This window comes from Nonomuraea sp. N2-4H (genome assembly GCF_045291505.1).
Taxonomy (GTDB): domain Bacteria; phylum Actinomycetota; class Actinomycetes; order Streptosporangiales; family Streptosporangiaceae; genus Nonomuraea; species Nonomuraea fastidiosa.
In genome coordinates this window covers 2,773,471-2,790,375 of the sequence record NZ_CP147987.1, presented here as the reverse complement: position 1 = coordinate 2,790,375, position 16,905 = coordinate 2,773,471, and the positions used below count along the sequence as shown (strand labels likewise).

The following is a 16,905-nucleotide window of genomic DNA, read 5'->3' as shown; positions in this document are numbered from 1 at the left end:
TCACGCGTCCTTCTCGGCGGGAGGACGGACCACGGCGACCGGGCAGGTCGCGTGGTGCAGGACGGCGTGGCTGATCGAGCCGAGCAGCGCCGAGGCGAAGCCGCCGCGCCCGCGCGAGCCGACCACGACGAGGTCGGCGGTCTCGGCCGCCCTGACCAGGGCGGTGGCGGGGTGGTCGCACTGCTGCTCGTCGGTCACGACCAGGTCGGGGTTGCCGGTGCGCCAAGGCTCGACCAGTTCGCGTGCCCGGCGCGGCAGTTCCTCCATGATCTGCTCGACGAGCTGGCCGTAGGCGACGCCGTACGGGGAGAACGGCGGCACCTGCCAGGCGGTGACCACGTGCAGCCTCGCCCGGCGGCTCCTTGCCTGCTCGACGGCGTACTCCATGGCCGCCCGCGCGTGATCGGAGCCGTCGTAGCCCACCACGACGCGGCCGTGCTCCACCGGGTGCGGGGCGCGGACGACCACGACCGGTCCGGCCGCGTGCCCGGCCACCGCGGTGCTGACGGAGCCGAGCAGCATGCCGGTGAACCCGCCGAGGCCGCGGCTGCCCAGCACGATGCTGTCGGCCGTCGTGGACTCGGCGATCAGCCGCTCGACGACGTTGCCGGTCAGCAGCTCGGTCGTCACCTTGACGCCGGCGGCGAGGCCGTGGGCGATGTCGGCGGCGGCTTCGAGCGCGCCCTCGCAATATTCGACGCCCTGGTTGTGCGACCACTGCTCGCACACGTGCACGATGCGCAGGTCGAGCCCGCGCCGCGTGGCGTCGTCGGCCGCCCATTCCACCGCCGCCGCTGCCGCGGGCGAGCCGTCCGCGCCGACCACGATCTGCTTCGACATCGCCCTCTCCTCACCGTTCGATCCCTCACTTTCAGCTTCCATCGAGGCTGGTGAACGGCGCTGCGGGAGGAGGTCACGGGAGCGTGTGCCTTTGGTCCCGGATCGTGCGGTACGCAGGTCCCGCCCCTCCCGTCGGGCCGGCCCTTCGTCACGGCGGCGCCGGGACGTTCGCCCCTGTCTCCTCGCCTGGCTGACGAGGTGGGGTGGAAGGAGAACGTTGAAGGGGGCTGACGATGCAAGCCAAGCGGTGGACGCAGCGCGACATCAGCGCGGTGGCCGGCTCGCCGGTGCCGGGCTGTTCATGGTGATAGGGGGACGTCGCCATGAGCGTCGCCGAGCATGGCCTCACCAGCGGGAGGCTCGCCGACACGGTCAAGACGCTGCTGCACGAGGGCAAGGTGCGGCGGATCATCATCAGGGACGCGCGCGGGCGCACGGTGCTGAACGTTCCGCTGACGGCGGGGGCCGTGGCGTTCGTGGCGGCGCCGTTCCTCACGGTGGTGGCGGGATTGGCCGCTGTGGCCGCCCATTGGACCATCGACATCGAGCAACCGGCTCAGGAGGTGGAGAACGGGCTCAGGGCGGACGCCGAGCGGTGACGCCGCCGGGGCCCGCCTGATACGGCGCGCGGCCCCAAGCCTTCCCCTGCGGGCCCCCAAGTCCTGGTCACGGCAGCTCGGTGCGCATGTTCACCACGGGTAAACAGAAGATGTGGCATACGGGGACAACCCGCACATAGGGAGACAGAAACCGACGCACAATCGTGCGCTGGCCGTCATCCCGCTCGGCATGATCGCGGTGATCACTGCCGCCGATCTGCTGTCCCCCAGCCGCATCCACTTCGGGGCCTTGCTGGTGGCGGCGCCCGCGATCTCGGCGTCCTTCGCCGGTGCCGGGTTCACCGCCGTGATCGGGCTGCTCGCGCTGGCGGGCGAGGCGTTCATCGCCCTCCAGAGCGGGACGCTGGGCACCGACAGCATCAAGGCCGAACTGGCCGCCATCGCGGTGGTCTCGGTGTTCGTGGTGCTGTTCTGCCACCTGCGGAACCGGGAGAGACGGGTCCTGGCGCAGGTGCGGTCGGTGGCGGAAGCCGCGCAGCTGGCCTTGCTGCGTCCGCTGCCGGGGGCGCTCGGGCCGCTCCGGCTCGCCAGCGTCTATCTGGCCGCCGCGGCGGAGGCCCGGATCGGCGGGGACCTGTACGGCGCGGTACGCACCGCGCGCGCCACCCGCCTGCTCATCGGCGACGCCCGCGGCAAGGGGCTGCCGGCCATCGCCGATGCGGCGGCCCTCGTGGGCGCGTTCCGCGAGGCGGCCCGCCGGGATCTGTCCCTGGCCGAGCTCGTCGCGGATCTGGAGGACAGCGCCGAGTTCACCCCGTACCGGTTCGCCGAGGAGAGCCCGGCGGAAGAGGAGAGCTTCGTCACCGCGGCCGTGCTCGAGTTCCCGGATGATGAGCCGGTGCTCAGCGTGGTGAGCTGCGGCCATCCGCCGCCGCTGCTGATCCACCACGGCGAGGTCAGCCTGTTGCCGTGCGATCCTCCGGCCCCTCCCCTGGGCCTGGGGGACCTCAGCAGCCAGCGGTTGTGTGTCTGTTCGTTCCGGTTCGAGCCGGGGGATCTGCTGCTGCTCCACACCGATGGCGTCACCGAGGCGCGCGACGCCTCCGGCGTCTTCTATCCGCTGCAGGAACGGGTCGCCGCCTGGACGCAGGAGACCCCGGAAGGTCTGCTCAAGCGGCTGTGCGACGATCTTCTCGACTACACGGGCGGGCGGCTCGACGACGATGCCGCCATGGTCGCGGTTCACCGCCTGCCAACCGGGAAAGCCGCGGCAAGCGAGACAGACCAACACTTTTCTCACCTGTGACGCTCATCCAGGGACCTATGGGAAGGGGCAACCGGCGAGGCCAGTCCCTGGAGGAAGTCAGTGAGCGGTGAGCGTCCCGTTCTGGTGGGCTACGACGACTACCCCGAGAGCCGGGACGCGCTGGTGTGGGCGGTCGAGGAGGCCCGGCTGCGCGGGCTGCCGCTGCTGGTCTGCCACGCCCTGCACTGGCCGTACCTGCCGAGGACCATCCCCCAGGACGTCTTCCAGCAGATCGAGCACGTCGCGCTGAGCATCGTGGAGGAGGGCGTGCGCCGCGCCAAGGAGCTCGCGCCAGAGCTGGACGTGCAGTCGATGCTGGGCAGCGGCACGCCGTCGGCGGTGCTTCTGCGCGCCGCATCCGAGGCGGAGCTGACGGTTCTGGGAGCGCGCGGTCAGGGCGGGTTCGAGGGGCTGCAGGTGGGGTCGGCGGCGGTGCAGGTGCCCGCGCACAGTTCCAGGCCCGTGATCGTGGTACGGCCGTCGCCGCATCGGCCGAGCGGCGAGGAGGCGCGGATCGTGGTCGGCCTGGACGGCTCGCCGCCCAGCCTGGCCGCCTTCGACTTCGCGCTCGACGAGGCGGCGCTGCGCGGCTGCACGGTGTCGGCGCTGTGCTGCTGGACGGACTGCGGGTCGGCGTCCTGGCAGGAGCCGCTGCCGTTCGTGAACTCGCATGCCCTGCGCACCGGCGCGGAGGCCCGCTTCCGCGAGGTGGTCTCGCATCTGGCCCGCAGGCGTCCGGACGTGACGGTGTTCACGGAGTTCGTGACCGAACGGCCGCAGCGGGTGCTCATCGATATGGCCAGGGACGCCACGCTGCTCGTGCTCGGCAACCGGGGCAACGAGTGCCCGCCTTGCATGCTGCTCGGGCGGGTGACGCAGACGGCGCTGCTGGAATCGTGGTGTCCGGTGGCGGTGACCCCGGCGACCGTGCTGAATCCGCGCATTCCGCCGGGTTGAGCCTGCCGGGGTCCAATGCTCTGACCTGCGGGACCTTCGTCCCTGGCCGCGTACGGGCGGCGCGGGCGAGCGTGGGGGAACCGACGAGGAGGCACGATGAAGGCGCTCATCTACGAGGGGCCGGGCCGGCGTTCGTGGACGGACGTTCCCGTTCCTCGCCCGGCCGAGGCGACGGACGCGATCGTACGGGTGGACGCGGTCACCATCTGTGGCACCGACCTGCACATCCTGAAGGGCGACGTGCCCGCCGTGCGGCCGGGGACGATCCTCGGGCACGAGGCGGTCGGCACGGTGACGGAGATCGGTGCGGCGGTGACGGCGGTCAAGCCGGGAGACCGGGTCTTGGTGTCGTGCATCTCGGCGTGCGGGCGCTGCCGCTACTGTCGCACGGGCGCGTACGGCCAGTGCCTGGGCGGCGGCGGGTGGATCCTCGGCCACCGGATCAACGGCACGCAGGCCGAGTACGTACGCGTCCCGTTCGCCGACACCTCCACCCACGTGCTGCCCGGCGGGGTCTCCGACGAGGCGGCGCTCATGCTGGCCGACATCCTGCCGACCGCGTACGAGGTGGGCGTGCTCAACGGCCGCGTCCGTCCCGGCGACACGGTCGTGATCGTCGGCGCGGGACCGATCGGCCTGGCCGCGATCACCACCGCGCAGCTCTTCACTCCGGCGCACATCGTCGTGGTCGATCTGGCGCCGGCCCGGCTGGAGGCCGCCAAGCGGCTCGGCGCGGACGTGACCGTCGGCGCCGGTGACGACCCGGCCGCCGCCGTCGGCGACCTGACCGGCGGGCTCGGCGCGGACGTCGCCATCGAGGCCGTGGGCGTCCCGGAGACGTTCGAGCTGTGCACGAGGCTGGTGCGCCCGGGCGGTCACGTGGCCAACGTCGGGGTGCACGGTCGACCGGCCACGCTGCACCTGGAGGACCTGTGGATCCGCAACCTGACCATCACCACCGGCCTGGTCGACACCTTCTCCACGCCGGACCTGCTGGAGATGGTCGCGGCCGGGCGGCTGGACCCCACCGGGTTCATCACGCACCGCTTCACGCTGGACGACATGCCGGCCGCGTACGACGCCTTCGCCGGCGCGGCGGCGACCGGTGCGCTGAAGGTGGTGCTGTCCCGGAGCTGACTTCCTCGCGGGGATTTCGGCCTCCTTCAGCACGCCAGGCACGGACCACCGGCACGGCCGGACTCGCCGCGTCTCGCGGAGGGTAAGGAGCCGAAGGGGAATCCGGCTGCCCCAGACCCCGGCGGTCCACGCCGCCCAGCCGCACGTCGGTCTCGGAGGAGCCGAGCTGCCTGACGGCCTCGGTGTAGCGGTCGGTGATCTGGCTTCGCTGGGCGGTCTCCACCGTGCGGGCGGTGTACCACAGACCCCGGCCGGTGAACCGACGCCGCCGATCACCGCCGTGGCCAGGCCCGCGCCGGCGAGCCGCCACCGGATGCGGAGCCACGAGGACGCGGATGGGACAGGGGCCCGTCCGACCGCCTCAGGTTCAGGCGGCGGCATGTCGCGGGCGGCCCTGCGGGCCCGGGCGGTGGCGGGCGTGAAGCGGATCACGCGCGGCGGCACGCGAGGAGGCCGCGCGGGGGAGAACCGGTGGGCACACGTCCATTTCATCGCGCCATTCAGCCGGCGACCGGTATTACCGCGGAAATTCCACCCCACCGGCCGTGACGGCAGGCAGTCCAATACCACAGTAACGCGAAAAACGCTATCAGAAAGCAGAGATCCGGCTGTCCTGCGAAGTGCCGGTGAATGTCCGGGCAATGCCCTGGATCATGCGTATGCCCCCATCGACACTTGCACTACGCACTCGATGGTGAAGGGCACTGCCGCGCGGCCGGCCCGCACCGCTTGGAGGTGGACGGCACACCCTCGATTCCTTTCCGCCAGGAACTTTCAGATGAAGGAAATGGAGCCAGTCATGAAAAGACGTTCGTCCAGAATCGCCGCCGCCCTCGCCACGTGCCTGGCGGTCCTCATCGCCGGTCTGGGACTCGCCTCGCCGGCCCACGCGGCCGACAACAGCGGCTGCAACGGCTACGCCTGCGTCAAGATCATCGGCAGTGGTGGCCGGGTGGATCAGATCCAGGCCTATACGAATATGTGGTCTGTGCTCAGCTTCTATGGCCACTTCCGCCTCTGGGGCCCGGGATTCGCGTACAACACGGCGGACCGCGATAACTCGCACAGCCTCATTCACTACCGGAAGATCGGACGCAATTTCGCCAACGGCAGCCAGTTCTGCGTCGAGGCCTATCGGAAGAACGCCGACGGTACGTACTCGCGCATGGGACTGCCCTGCGTTTACACGCCGATCTCCTAGCGATTCCGTCAGGCGCAGTGCGCGCGAGGCCCGGCCGGATCAACCGATCCGGCCGGGCCCTCGGCTTCCCGGCCCCGCCGGTCAGAGGGTGGATGCGCGCGGGGTCTCCGGGCGGGGGCGGCCGTGCGGTCCACCACCGCCTGCGCCGGCCCGGTCAGCTTGCGGTGATGGCTGCGGGCGAGCCGGCACAGCAGGGCGAAGGCCCGGTCCATGGGCAGCCCGTGCCGCTCGCTGAGCACGTTCTTGGCCTGGTCGATGACGACCCGGCTGGTCGGCGCCCGCTGCGGCTGCCCGGACAGGACGCGTCGCCCCGACCCTGCGCCTTCGTGCCGCGCCCGCGGGGTCAGCACGCCGTGCGCGCTCGCCGCGAGCGCGGGCCGCGCCTCGGCGGTCAGGATCGGGTACGGCGGCTTCCGCATGGGACGAAATACCGTCTACCGGTCACTGAGTGCTGAAAGCTTGCAGACCGGTGGGACTTTCGCCTCTGATGCACGCGGCACCGGCCCTGGAGCCTGAACTGTGGCCGGTGCGCGTGCCGCACCCGGTCACCGCGCCGGCCAGCGCCGACACTAGGACTGACGGACACGCGTACGGCGGGCAGGGAGGGCGGCAACGTGACGACCTCGTCTTCTGGCCTGTCGTCGGCGGAGGCCGCCGCGCGGCTGGCGCGCGACGGCGCGAACGTGCTCCCGCGCAAGCCGCCGACCCCGTTGTGGCGGCGGGTCCTCACGCAGCTTCGCGACCCGCTCATCGTCGTACTGCTCGTCGCGGCGGTGCTGACGATCGGCACCGGCGACTGGACCGACGCCGTCGTGATCATGCTGGTGATCGTGGTGAACACGGCGGTCGGCGTGGCGCAGGAGGTGCGCGCCGACCGCGCCATCACGGCCCTGGCCGACCTCACCACGCCCGAGGCCCGCGTGGTACGCGACGGGCAGCAGCGGCAGATCCCGGCGAGCGAGGTCGTGCGGGGTGACCTGCTGGTGCTGGCGGAGGGCGACATCGTGCCGGCGGACGCCGAGGTGGTGGAGTCGGCGGCGCTGCTGGTGGACGAGTCGGCGCTGACGGGCGAGTCGGTGCCGGTGGACAAGGGCGTCGCCGCGCGGGTCTCCTCCGGCACCGTGGTGGTGCGGGGCAGGGGCCGGGCGGTGGTGACGGCGACGGGCGCGGCGAGCGCGAGCGGCCGCATCGCCGCCCTCATGGTCAAGGGCGGCGGGCTGACGCCGTTGCAGCGCCGCCTGGCCGGGGTGGGGCGGCTGCTGGCCGGTGTCGCGGTCGCGCTGTCGGCGCTCGTGCTGGTGCTGGGTCTGGTACGCGGCCAGCCGGTGGAGCTGATGGTGGTGACCGCGATCAGCCTGGTGGTCGCGGCGGTGCCGGAGTCGTTGCCGGCGGTGGTGACGTTGAGCCTGGCGCTCGGGGCCCGCCGCATGGCGGCGCGGAACGCGCTCATCCGCCACCTGCCCGCCGTGGAGACGCTCGGCTCGGTGACCGTGCTCGCCACCGACAAGACGGGCACGCTCACCGAGGGCCGGATGGTCGCGCGGCACCTGTGGACCCCGTACGCCGAAGCCCCCGTCACCGGCTCCGGCTACGCGCCCGACGGCGCGATCGACGCCGAAGACCCGGCGCGGTTCCGGGCGCTGCTGGAGGCGGCGGCGCTGTGCAACGACGCCCACCTGCGCCCGCCGCAGGACGAGGGCGGCGGCGAGTGGACGGCGCTGGGCGACCCGACCGAGGCGGCCCTGCTCGCCGCCGCCGCCCGGCTCGGCCTCGACCACGCCGGCCTGCAGCGGCGGTTCCCCCGGGTGGCGGAGCTGCCGTTCGACAGCGGACGCAAGCGGATGACCACCGTGCACCTGCTGCCGGACGGCGGCGCCCGGCTCATCTGCAAGGGCGCGCCCGAGGCGCTGCTCCACCCCGACGTGCTCACCGACGATCCCGCGCTGGTGGCCCGGGCCGCCGAGCGCGCCGACCGGTACGCCCGTGACGGCTACCGCGTGCTCGCCGTCGCCGGCGCCGACCTGGACGCCGTGCCGGCGCCCGTACGGGAGAGCGGGCTGAGCTTGCTCGGGCTGATCGCGATCCTGGACCCGCCGCGCGCGGCCGCCGCCGGCGCCGTGGCCGACTGCAAGAAGGCGGGCATCAAGCCCGTGCTCATCACCGGCGACCATCCGGGCACCGCCCGCGCCATCGCCGCCGACCTCGGCATCGTCGGCCCCAGGGACGCCGCCGTGGACTGCCGCGAGCCCGGCGTGCTCGTGGACGAGGATGGACCGGCCGCCGTCTACGCGCGGGCCACGCCGGAGCAGAAGCTCGACCTCATCGAGAGCCTGCGCGGCCGTGGCGAGGTCATGGCGATGACCGGCGACGGCGTGAACGACGGCCCCGCGCTGCGCCGCGCCGACATCGGCGTCGCCATGGGCAGGCGGGGCACGGAGGTGGCGCGGCAGGCCGCCGACCTCGTGCTCGCCGACGACAACCTGGAGACCGTCGTCGCGGCCGTCGAAGAGGGCCGCCGGGTGTACGCCAACATCCGCCGCTTCCTCGTCTACGGCCTGTCCGGCGGCGCGGCGGAGATCGCGGTGATGCTGCTGGGGCCGTTCGTCGGGCTGCCGCTCCCCCTGCTGCCCGCGCAGATCCTGTGGATCAACCTGCTCACGCATGGCCTGCCCGGCGTGGCGCTGGGCGGCGAACCCGTCATCCCCGGATCCATGTCGCGCCCGCCACGGCCGCCCGGCCAGAGCATCATGGGGGCGGGCCTGTGGCAGCGGGTCGTCCGCATCGCCATCGTGCTCACCGCCGTCACTGTCGGGGTCGCGGTGTGGGCTTCGGCGACCGGGCGGCCGTGGCAGAGCATGGCGTTCTTCGCGCTCGGGGCGACCCAGCTCGGGGTGGCGCTCGGGACGCGTACCCGGCCGCGCTCGCTCGCCAACCCGATGCTGCTCGTCGCCGTGGCGGGCGCGCTCGTGCTCCAGCTCGCCGGTCTGTACGTGCCGCTGCTGCAGGAGCTGCTCGGCACCCGGCCGCTCGCACCCGGCGACCTGCTGATCGTGCTGGTGCTGTCCTCTCTGGGGTACGTCGCCGCCCGCCTCGACCGCATCCTGCACCCCTCGCGTTCGTGACTACTTCAGCCAGGCGTTGCGCCGCACGATGGGCAGGCCGCCGAGGCCGAGGGTGGCGCCGGCGTCGGCCATGGCCAGGCCGATGAGGACGATCGCGTAGACGATGTGGTCGTCCATGAACGGGTTGGTGTCCAGGGGCAGCTCGGCCGCCCACATCAGGACCAGCATCAGCGTGCCTGTGGCGGCGGCGATGCGGGTGCCGGCGCCGAGCATCAGCGCCAGGCCGATGCCGAGCAGCCCGGCCATGAACAGCCAGTCCACCCACGCCTGACCCGCCAGCGCGGAGAAGAAGCCGCCGAGCGCGTTGTCGCCGGTGCCCTTGAGGAACCCGGTCGTCGGGCTGCCGCCCGCGAGCCAGGCTTTGCCCGGCGGGGTCGCGAAACCCCAGCCGAACGTCTTGTCCAGGAACGCCCATAAGAAGATCCAGCCGATCGCGAGCCTGGCGGCGGCCCAGACGTACTCGACCGGGCGGCGTCCCTCGGTGGTGGCGGTGGTGGCGGGCCTGTCGATCGTGGCGGCCATGACGGTCCCTCCCCTTCCAGTCGTTCATCGTGTCCCCTCCATGACACGGTTGGCGGTTGGTCGGGGGCAGTGCCGGACGGCCGCCGTACGGAGGGACCTTGGTCCTCTCCCGGCTCTCAGAGCGCGTCGTCGAAGAAGAGCCGGATCATGTTGCGGGCCAGGGCCTCGGGGTCCTCGTGGGCGGTCTCCGGCAGGGCGCCGTTCAGCTGCAGCCCGGCGAAGCAGTGGGCCAGCGACCAGGCGGCGATGGTGGTCAGGCGGTCGTGCTCAGGGCTCGGCGACAGCTTACGGGTGCTGGTGGCGAGCACGTGCGCCGCCCGTTCACGAATCTTTCCGGTGACAAGATTGGAGGACGGAATGGCTCCGTTCATCGCCCTGACCGGCCGGAGTGCTGGAGCTGGCGGGCGCCGCCGGGCTGCTGATCCCGCCGCTGGCGCCGTGGGCCGCGATCGGGCTCGCGCTGCTCATGGTCGCGATGTTCCCCGCGAACGTCTCCGCCGCCAGCCGCGGCCTCACCCTCGCCGGCAAGCCGGTGACCCCGCTGCCCGCCCGTACCGCTTTGCAGGTGCTCTTCATCGCCGCCGCCATCGCCGCGGCCGTGTAGTCCTCTCTAGGACGCCCGCGACGTGCCGCTCGCCTTCGTGGAGAGCCGATCAGGACCTTCGGCGGGACTTTCGACCCTGCTGCGGCTCGGGGACTCACGGCAGCCTGAAGTGCGAGGAGGACCTACATGCCCATCGCACTCACCGCAGTCGCCGCCAGCCGGTTGCTCGCCGCGGCCGGGTCCGCGCCTTCGGTGCTCAACACGCAGCCGTGGCGTTTCACCGTACGCCGTCCCGACGTCATCGACGTGCTCGCCGACCGGTACCGCTGGCTGCGGATGAGGGACCCGCAGGGGCGTTGGCTGCACATCAGCTGCGGGGCGGCGGTGTTCAACCTGCGCATCGCCGCCCAGGCGATGGGGTACGAGCCCGCCGTACGGCTGCTGCCGGACCCGAAGAGCGCTCCCGAGCTGCTGGCCCGCGTGACACTCGCCCCGCCCGCCCCGGCTCCGGCTCCGGCCTCGATCTCGGCTCCGGCTTCAGCTCCCGCTGCGGCTCCGGAGCTGACTGCAACGTCGGCTGCGGCTGCGACTCCTGCTCCGGGCCAGGCCCCAGCGTCAACCTCGGCCTCGCCGGCGGAGGAGGCGCGGCGTCTTCACGACCTGATCAGGGTCCGGCGGACGTACAGGGGCCCGTTCGCCGACCGGGTCATCCCCGAGCCGGTGCGGGCCGAGCTGTGCACGGCGGCGGTGCTGGAGGGTGCCAGGCTCTCCTTCCGCAGCGGGCGCGCGGCCGTCGACCTGCTCGGCCACGTGGCCGTGGCGCAGGCCGAGCTGGACCGCGACGAGGAGTACCAGGCCGAGCTGGCGGCCTGGGACCCGTCCTCGTACGTGCCGGACGTGGACCCGGTCCGCGACTTCGGCTGCCAGGTCGGATACGCGCGTTTCGAGCCGCGCCCGCAGCTCGCCGTCCTCACCGCCGCGGCCGACGAGCCGGTGGACTGGTTGCAGGCCGGTCAAGCGCTGCAGCGCATGCTGCTGGTCGCCGCCGGGCACAGGATCTCGGTCTCGTACCTGAACCAGCCTCTCGACCTGCGTGACATGCGAGGCCGCCGTAACCCGCGCCACCGGCGCGGCCACCCACAGATGATCATGCGGCTGGGGTACGGCGGGATCGCGCCCCGCGCTCACCGCCGCCCCATGACCGAGCTGATCGCCGAATAGGGCGTTTCAGGTCTCCTTCAGCGCCGCCCGCACCCCCGGCAGGACGGCCGCGCGGAAGGCGGCGTCGAGCTCGGCGGGCGAGGCGGTGGTCTCGCCGTCGATCCAGGCCCGCAGGAGTCCCATGAACGCACCGACCACGCAGGTCACCAGCAGGTCGAGCGCGGCCGACGCTCGGCCGCCCGCCGCGATGAGCTCGTCCTTGACCCGCGCGGCCAGCAGCTGCTCGCCGCGCCTGTGCGCCAGGCCGCCGCCGCGCCTGCCCATCAGGGCGCGTACGAGCCGTTCCTGCTCGCGTACGTGCTCGAACATCGGCCGGCTGAACGCGAACAGCTCCCCCGGGTCGTCCCTCGGCGCGGGGTGGAGGAAGGTGAGCTGGTCGAGGTTGCTGAACAGCACGTCCTGCTTGTCGGCGAAGTGGGCGTAGAAGGTGGAGCGGCCCACGTCGGCGCGCTCGATGATGTCGGTGACGGTGACCGCGTCGTACCCCTTCTCCAGGATCAGCGCCACCAGCGCCTCCTGGATGAGCCGCCGTGTCCGCCGTACCCGCCGGTCTCCGGACACTTTCCCGCCCCTTGTTCCGTACGGCACGCATCGGCCGAACTGTTCGTTGACCTCCCTCTAGTATGGACACACAATTCGTTTCTGAACACCTCGTTCGGAAAGGCAGCTGATCATGGGCTTGGGCGAACTCCTGCGCGGCCACCACGAGCACTCACACGCCGGCAGCACCATCGACCACCCCCGCCTCTACGACGCCTTCGGGGCGATCGCGTTCCTCGGCGGCCGCCGCGCCGCCTTCACCCGCCTGGCCACCGTCGCGCGCCCGCGCATCGGCGACCGCGTACTCGACGTGGGCTGCGGCACCGGCTACCTCACCCGCATCATCGCGCCGGTGGTCGTCCCGCGCGGCCACGTCACCGGCCTCGACGCCTCCCCCGCGATGATCGAGTACGCGACCAAGCGGGCGCCGTCGAACTGCACGTACGTGGTCGGCGAAGGCCAGAACCTGCCGTTCCCCGACGGCTCCTTCGACCTGGTCGTCTCCAGCCTGGCCATCCACCACATGCCCGCCGACGCCAGGCCCGAGGCGCTGCGCCAGATGTTCCGCGTCCTGCGCCCCGGCGGCCGGTTGCTCATCGCCGAGTTCCGCCCGCCGTCCAACCCCGTCGCCCGGCGCCTCGTCGGCGCGGTCACCGGCCACGCCATGCATCACGACCCTCGCGACCTGCTCGGCACGATGATCCCGGATGCCGGTTTCCGCGTGGACGATGAGGGGCCGATGCCGAACCTGATGATGTATTACGTACGCGCGACCCGCCCGCAATGATCGTATAAGAGAGAGGGCGTCTTGTTGGCGGCAATGTCCCGGCATCACTCCAACGATCCGCCGACCGCATGGGCGGCCCTTTATACCGAATTCACAGGCCCGTAATCAGGGTGGGGCACGGATCCGCAGTAGACCTGCTCGTCAGGAGTTAAACTCGATCTACCGAGGCGCATCTCTCTCGCGGGCGCGCCGTCGAAGTCGGCCTTTCAGCCGAACCTCACCTTCAGGTAGATCGGTTCAACGAATGAGCTCTGACGAGACTGCTCGGAAAAAGAGCAAGGGCGGTGTTACCAGATTTCTTGGGAAGGACTGGTGGCAGGGCATCGGCAGCATCGCTGGCGTCTTGAGCGTGCCTATAGCGCTTCTGTCCGGCGCCAGCGGAAGTTCCACCGACGCGAAGCCGGAAAGTGTACAGAGCAGTCCGCCGCCAGCGAGCGCAACATCCACGCCTACACCCACACCTACTCCTCCGCCCTCGTCTGAGGGAGCACCCCTAGCGGTCACCCTGGTCGAGGTCGAACCGAATCTCGAAGGCGGAGGTGACTACATTCTTCCGAAACCGGTGAGATTGAGCACGCAAGAGCTGAACGAGCTCAATCGACTGGAAGAGAAAGGCGAAGTCGGCGAAGTCGAGTCCTGGTTCGAAGAACACGGTAGTGCCGCTATCAATGTACTGAGAGTCAAGGTCGTGGTAGAAGGGACCCCCGAGAGCGGCGTCCGCATCACCCAGGTATCGGCACGCAAGAAATGCGCACCCCCCTATCGCGGCACGCTCTTCCATTCACTGGCGGGCGGGGCAGATGACCCCGTGACTCGCCTGGGCTTCGATCTGGACACTCCTGGCGGCGTCAGCATCGCTCAGAAGATCACTGATGAATGGGACTTCGCAGGACCATTCTTCGCCGAGAAGACCATTTCCCTGAAGCGCGGCGAAGACCGCGTCCTGTACCTCTACGCGAGAACCAATGATCATTCATGTTCGTTCAGGTTCGTCATCGACGCCCTAGCGCACGGGACCCAACACGAGATCGTCATTGACGATCATGGCCGACCCTTCAAGGTCACGGCACGACTTGTCGACGCCGCAGGGAACCCCGATCTGTCTCAATACACTGTCGCGTACACGAGTGACGAGCAGAGCGGCTACAAATGGCGGCGCGTTCACTAGGTCGCCTGCGGTCCCAGGACCAGGAATCTCTCCGAATCGCGAATGCCCGAGACGGGCTCGACTACTGCCGTCCTGGCCGAACGCGGGCCGATGATGGCTTACTCGTACACAAACTCGTCCACCGCGATGAGGTGCCTGGAGGGAGCATCGTCGGGCTTTCCAGGCACCTGGACGGCACAAGAGCTCAGCGGCCTATGGCGTCCAGCTCGGCCATGTCCTCGGGGGTCAGGGTCAGGCCCGCGCCGGCGATGTTCTCGCGCAGGTGGGCGGCGGAGGACGTGCCGGGGATGAGCAGGATGTTGGGTGATCGCTGGAGCAGCCAGGCGAGCGCGACCGACATCGGGGTGGCGCGGCGGCGGGCGGCGACCGCCGAAAGGGCCGAGGACTGCAGCGGGGTGAAGCCGCCGAGCGGGAAGAAGGGGACGTACGCGATGCCGTCCTCCGCGAGCCGGTCGACGAGCTTGTCGTCGTGGCGGTGGGCGAGGTTGTGCATGTTCTGCACGCACACGATCGGCGCGATGCTCCGGGCTTCGGCGACCTGCTCCTCGGTGGCGTTGCTGACCCCGAGGTGGCGGATCAGGCCCTGCTGCTGCAGCTCCACAAGCGTCTCGAACGCCTCGGCGACCGATTCCCGCTGCGGGCCCTCGGCGTTGCCGAGCCGGAGGTTGACCAGGTCGAGGACGTCGAGTTTGAGGGACTTGAGGTTGTCGTAGACCTGGTGGCGCAGGTCTATGGGGCGCCGGGCCGGCGGCCAGCCGCCCTGGGCGTCGCGGGTGGCGCCGACCTTGGTCGCGATGAGCAGCGACTCCGGGTAGGGGTGCAGGGCCTCGCGGATCAGCTCGTTGGTGAAGCCCGGCCCGTACGCGTGGGCGGTGTCGATGTGGGTGATGCCGCTGTCGACCGCTGCGCGGAGCACGGCCAGGGCGCCCTCGCGGTCGGCGGGCGGCCCCATGACGTACGGGCCGGCCAGTTGCATGGCGCCGTAGCCGAACCGGGTGACGGTCAGGTCCCCCAGGGTCCAGGTGCCGCCGGGCAGGGCGGAAGTGCTCACGCCTTCTCTCCTTGTCGTACGTGGTGCTTTTCGCGTTCGTGCATCAGGATGGGAGAGCAGCTTCCTGTAGGGAAGTAGGCACTTGAAAGTGCGTAACCCACCCGAAGGCGAGAGGGGCGATCGGTGGCGACGACGAACGCGGCGCAGCGGCGGGAGCAGGCCAAGATGGAGTACAACGCGTTCCTGGCCGCGTGTCCGAGCCGGCAGTTGCTCGACCGGATCGCGGACAAGTGGGTCGTGCTGATCCTGTGCGCGCTGGGCGGCGACGCCGCCGGGCAGTCCGGTCCGCGGGCGATGCGGTACTCGGAGCTGGCCCGGCTGCTGGCCGGGGTGAGCCAGAAGATGCTGACGCAGACGCTGCGGTCGCTGGAGCGCGACGGGCTGCTCACCCGTACGGTGACGCCGACCGTGCCCGTCACCGTCACCTACGAGCTGACCGAGCTCGGCCTGTCGCTGCACGAGATGACGCGCGGGCTCCGCCACTGGGCCCAGGCGCACATGGGCGAAGTGCTCGCCAACCGGGAGGAGTACGACGCCCGTACCTCATGACCTGCACCCGCCCGTCATGACATCAACGGCTGGTCGAAGTCGGAGGCGGTCAGCGGAGCATCCGCGGCGGGAGCGACCTTGAGCTTCGCCGTCGCCCCGGGGTGGCCGGTTTCCGCGGCGAGCCGGTAGAAGCAGCGGGCGATGCTGGCCCTGGTGGGGCCGCCCGCCTCCAGGGCGCAGGCGTGCCGGTAGGCGACCTCGGCGGCCTGTGCGCGCACGTCGTCGGCGTTCTGCAGCTCCAGGGCGGCTTCGTGGCCGGCGTCGGCGGCGCGGGCGAGCCAGGTCATGCCGTCCAGGCTCCAGCCGCGCAGCAGCGTGAAGAGCGCCAGGTGGAAGCAGGCTTCGGTGTCGCCGTTCATGGCCTCGCGGGCCAGGCGGGCGGCGACGCGGCCGTGGGTCTCGAGGTGGGACTGGACGATGTCGTCGGCGGTCAGCTGATCGGGCCGGCCGGGACGAGGGGGGCGGCGCAGCGGATGGCCGGGCGGTCGCCGTGCCGGGCGTGGAGCAGGCGGGCGCTCCAGGCCGCCAGGTCCATCGGGCCGAGGTCGAGGTTGCCTTCCCTGGCCGCCTCGTGGCAGGCCGCGACGAACGAGACGACCCAGCTCCACTGAGGCAGGTGGCGGCGTTTGCCGCTGAGGATCTCCTGCGTGGTGCTGGGTGCGAGCTCGCGCCCCTCTCTGCCGTTGGGCAGCCGTCTGCGCGACAGCCTGCGCAGGTGGGACAGCGGCGGGTTGCCCGCCTGTTCGCGCAGCCGGTTGAGCTGGTCGATGAAAGCGCGGTGCGCAGGGTTGTGCGGTTGGGTCATCGATGGCGATCGATTCGTGATCTTTCTACTGGGGGAGTCACGCCGTGACGAATGGGATCTACGAATCGTGACGACAATCATGCTGCCATCGATGCGGTGCAAGGCGCGCGCCGATCACTCATTCGAGGTCGTTCGGCCTGACCTCCCCCGCTTCGCCCCAGCTCACGCGGCATGTCCAGACGGACATCGGAGGAGTCCGAACGAAGCCGAACGCCATCCTCCGCCGGGGAACGGATCCGTTCTGATCGTTACGCTCCGCATCGACATCGTTCGACTCCTTTTTGCCTGCTGGTGATCGCGTACCGCTGCAAGGCATCGTGATCACGCTTTGCCGTTCCATTACCTGGAAACGGGCATTCGATGACCTTGACCCTTCACGACGACGTGAGGAACGCCATGAACAACAACCGGGGACTGTGGGTCGCCCTGATCGTTACCGCCGGTTTCTTCGTCGCCTTCGCGGGCGGAGTTCTGGCCTGGCTGGGCGGTGCCGCCGTTCCGGTGGCCGTGCTGACCGGGGCGGGCGGATTCGCGGGTTTTGTCGGGCTCGCCGTGGCCGTCATGGCGTTCCTGACCCGTGCGCAGGACTAGGAGG

Annotated in this window: 20 protein-coding genes; 12 read left to right on the top strand and 8 right to left on the bottom strand. The window is 70.9% G+C overall.

The features are described from left to right. On the bottom strand, positions 1–840 hold the full coding sequence (locus WBK31_RS12620; protein ID WP_364069326.1) for a universal stress protein: 840 nt from the start codon (positions 838–840) through the stop codon (positions 1–3). Positions 841–1,163: 323 nt separating this feature from the next. Here WBK31_RS12620 and WBK31_RS12615 point away from each other — a divergent pair, with 323 nt between their 5' ends. The 5 genes from WBK31_RS12615 (at position 1,164) to WBK31_RS12595 (ending at position 6,001) form a co-directional block, all read left to right on the top strand. Next, positions 1,164–1,439, top strand: coding sequence for a DUF4342 domain-containing protein (locus WBK31_RS12615; RefSeq protein ID WP_364069325.1), 276 nt, complete (start codon positions 1,164–1,166; stop codon positions 1,437–1,439). 190 nt (positions 1,440–1,629) lie between these two features. Continuing rightward, complete coding sequence (locus WBK31_RS12610; RefSeq protein WP_406674873.1) at positions 1,630–2,706, top strand: PP2C family protein-serine/threonine phosphatase; 1,077 nt, start codon at positions 1,630–1,632, stop codon at positions 2,704–2,706. A gap of 60 nt (positions 2,707–2,766) precedes the next feature. Beyond that, entirely contained in the window at positions 2,767–3,663 is an 897-nt protein-coding gene (locus tag WBK31_RS12605; RefSeq protein ID WP_406674872.1) for a universal stress protein, read from the top strand. Positions 3,664–3,759: 96 nt separating this feature from the next. Then, the gene (locus WBK31_RS12600) at positions 3,760–4,800 is read left to right on the top strand and encodes a zinc-dependent alcohol dehydrogenase family protein (RefSeq protein WP_406674871.1); all 1,041 of its coding nucleotides are present in this window, start codon (positions 3,760–3,762) and stop codon (positions 4,798–4,800) included. A 799-nt stretch (positions 4,801–5,599) separates the two neighbouring features. Next, positions 5,600–6,001 carry a hypothetical protein gene (locus tag WBK31_RS12595; RefSeq protein WP_406674870.1) on the top strand — a complete coding sequence of 134 codons (402 nt, stop codon included), beginning with the start codon at positions 5,600–5,602 and terminating at the stop codon, positions 5,999–6,001. Between the two features lie 8 nt (positions 6,002–6,009). Here the strand turns inward: WBK31_RS12595 and WBK31_RS12590 are convergent, their stop codons facing one another. Beyond that, positions 6,010–6,420 carry an ANTAR domain-containing protein gene (locus tag WBK31_RS12590; protein ID WP_364069320.1) on the bottom strand — a complete coding sequence of 137 codons (411 nt, stop codon included), beginning with the start codon at positions 6,418–6,420 and terminating at the stop codon, positions 6,010–6,012. 195 nt (positions 6,421–6,615) lie between these two features. Between WBK31_RS12590 and WBK31_RS12585 the strand changes: the two genes are divergently transcribed. Beyond that, positions 6,616–9,123 carry a cation-transporting P-type ATPase gene (locus WBK31_RS12585; RefSeq protein WP_364069318.1) on the top strand — a complete coding sequence of 836 codons (2,508 nt, stop codon included), beginning with the start codon at positions 6,616–6,618 and terminating at the stop codon, positions 9,121–9,123. Here the strand turns inward: WBK31_RS12585 and WBK31_RS12580 are convergent, their stop codons facing one another. Both WBK31_RS12580 and WBK31_RS12575 read right to left on the bottom strand, forming a co-directional pair. Then, positions 9,124–9,645, bottom strand: a complete 522-nt coding sequence (locus tag WBK31_RS12580) for a hypothetical protein (RefSeq protein WP_364069316.1) — start codon at positions 9,643–9,645, stop codon at positions 9,124–9,126. It lies immediately after the preceding gene. Positions 9,646–9,761: 116 nt separating this feature from the next. Continuing rightward, positions 9,762–10,016: a hypothetical protein gene (locus WBK31_RS12575; protein WP_406674869.1), complete on the bottom strand. Its 255-nt coding sequence runs from the start codon at positions 10,014–10,016 to the stop codon at positions 9,762–9,764. Between the two features lie 17 nt (positions 10,017–10,033). On the opposite strand from WBK31_RS12575, the gene WBK31_RS12570 reads away from it, so the two are divergent. Beyond that, positions 10,034–10,249 carry a hypothetical protein gene (locus WBK31_RS12570; protein ID WP_364069313.1) on the top strand — a complete coding sequence of 72 codons (216 nt, stop codon included), beginning with the start codon at positions 10,034–10,036 and terminating at the stop codon, positions 10,247–10,249. 126 nt (positions 10,250–10,375) lie between these two features. Beyond that, the gene (locus tag WBK31_RS12565; protein WP_406674868.1) at positions 10,376–11,410 is read left to right on the top strand and encodes a hypothetical protein; all 1,035 of its coding nucleotides are present in this window, start codon (positions 10,376–10,378) and stop codon (positions 11,408–11,410) included. A 6-nt stretch (positions 11,411–11,416) separates the two neighbouring features. Here the strand turns inward: WBK31_RS12565 and WBK31_RS12560 are convergent, their stop codons facing one another. Beyond that, complete coding sequence (locus WBK31_RS12560; RefSeq protein WP_364069309.1) at positions 11,417–11,971, bottom strand: TetR/AcrR family transcriptional regulator; 555 nt, start codon at positions 11,969–11,971, stop codon at positions 11,417–11,419. Between the two features lie 112 nt (positions 11,972–12,083). Here WBK31_RS12560 and WBK31_RS12555 point away from each other — a divergent pair, with 112 nt between their 5' ends. Then, on the top strand, positions 12,084–12,737 hold the full coding sequence (locus WBK31_RS12555) for a class I SAM-dependent methyltransferase (protein WP_406674867.1): 654 nt from the start codon (positions 12,084–12,086) through the stop codon (positions 12,735–12,737). Between the two features lie 244 nt (positions 12,738–12,981). Further along, a complete protein-coding gene (locus tag WBK31_RS12550; protein WP_378789557.1) occupies positions 12,982–13,905 on the top strand; it encodes a hypothetical protein in 924 nt (307 codons plus the stop codon). Between the two features lie 184 nt (positions 13,906–14,089). On the opposite strand, the gene WBK31_RS12545 is transcribed toward WBK31_RS12550, so the two are convergent. After that, positions 14,090–14,956 (bottom strand): aldo/keto reductase family oxidoreductase, encoded by an 867-nt coding sequence (locus tag WBK31_RS12545; protein ID WP_406674866.1) that lies wholly within the window; start codon positions 14,954–14,956, stop codon positions 14,090–14,092. A gap of 123 nt (positions 14,957–15,079) precedes the next feature. Here WBK31_RS12545 and WBK31_RS12540 point away from each other — a divergent pair, with 123 nt between their 5' ends. Next, complete coding sequence (locus WBK31_RS12540) at positions 15,080–15,505, top strand: winged helix-turn-helix transcriptional regulator (protein ID WP_406674865.1); 426 nt, start codon at positions 15,080–15,082, stop codon at positions 15,503–15,505. Positions 15,506–15,519: 14 nt separating this feature from the next. On the opposite strand, the gene WBK31_RS12535 is transcribed toward WBK31_RS12540, so the two are convergent. Both WBK31_RS12535 and WBK31_RS12530 read right to left on the bottom strand, forming a co-directional pair. Then, on the bottom strand, positions 15,520–15,864 hold the full coding sequence (locus tag WBK31_RS12535) for a hypothetical protein (RefSeq protein WP_406674864.1): 345 nt from the start codon (positions 15,862–15,864) through the stop codon (positions 15,520–15,522). A 71-nt stretch (positions 15,865–15,935) separates the two neighbouring features. Further along, the gene (locus WBK31_RS12530) at positions 15,936–16,310 is read right to left on the bottom strand and encodes a hypothetical protein (protein WP_406674863.1); all 375 of its coding nucleotides are present in this window, start codon (positions 16,308–16,310) and stop codon (positions 15,936–15,938) included. A gap of 396 nt (positions 16,311–16,706) precedes the next feature. Here WBK31_RS12530 and WBK31_RS12525 point away from each other — a divergent pair, with 396 nt between their 5' ends. Beyond that, positions 16,707–16,901, top strand: coding sequence for a hypothetical protein (locus tag WBK31_RS12525; protein ID WP_364069297.1), 195 nt, complete (start codon positions 16,707–16,709; stop codon positions 16,899–16,901). The last annotated feature ends 4 nt before the right edge of the window (positions 16,902–16,905 follow it).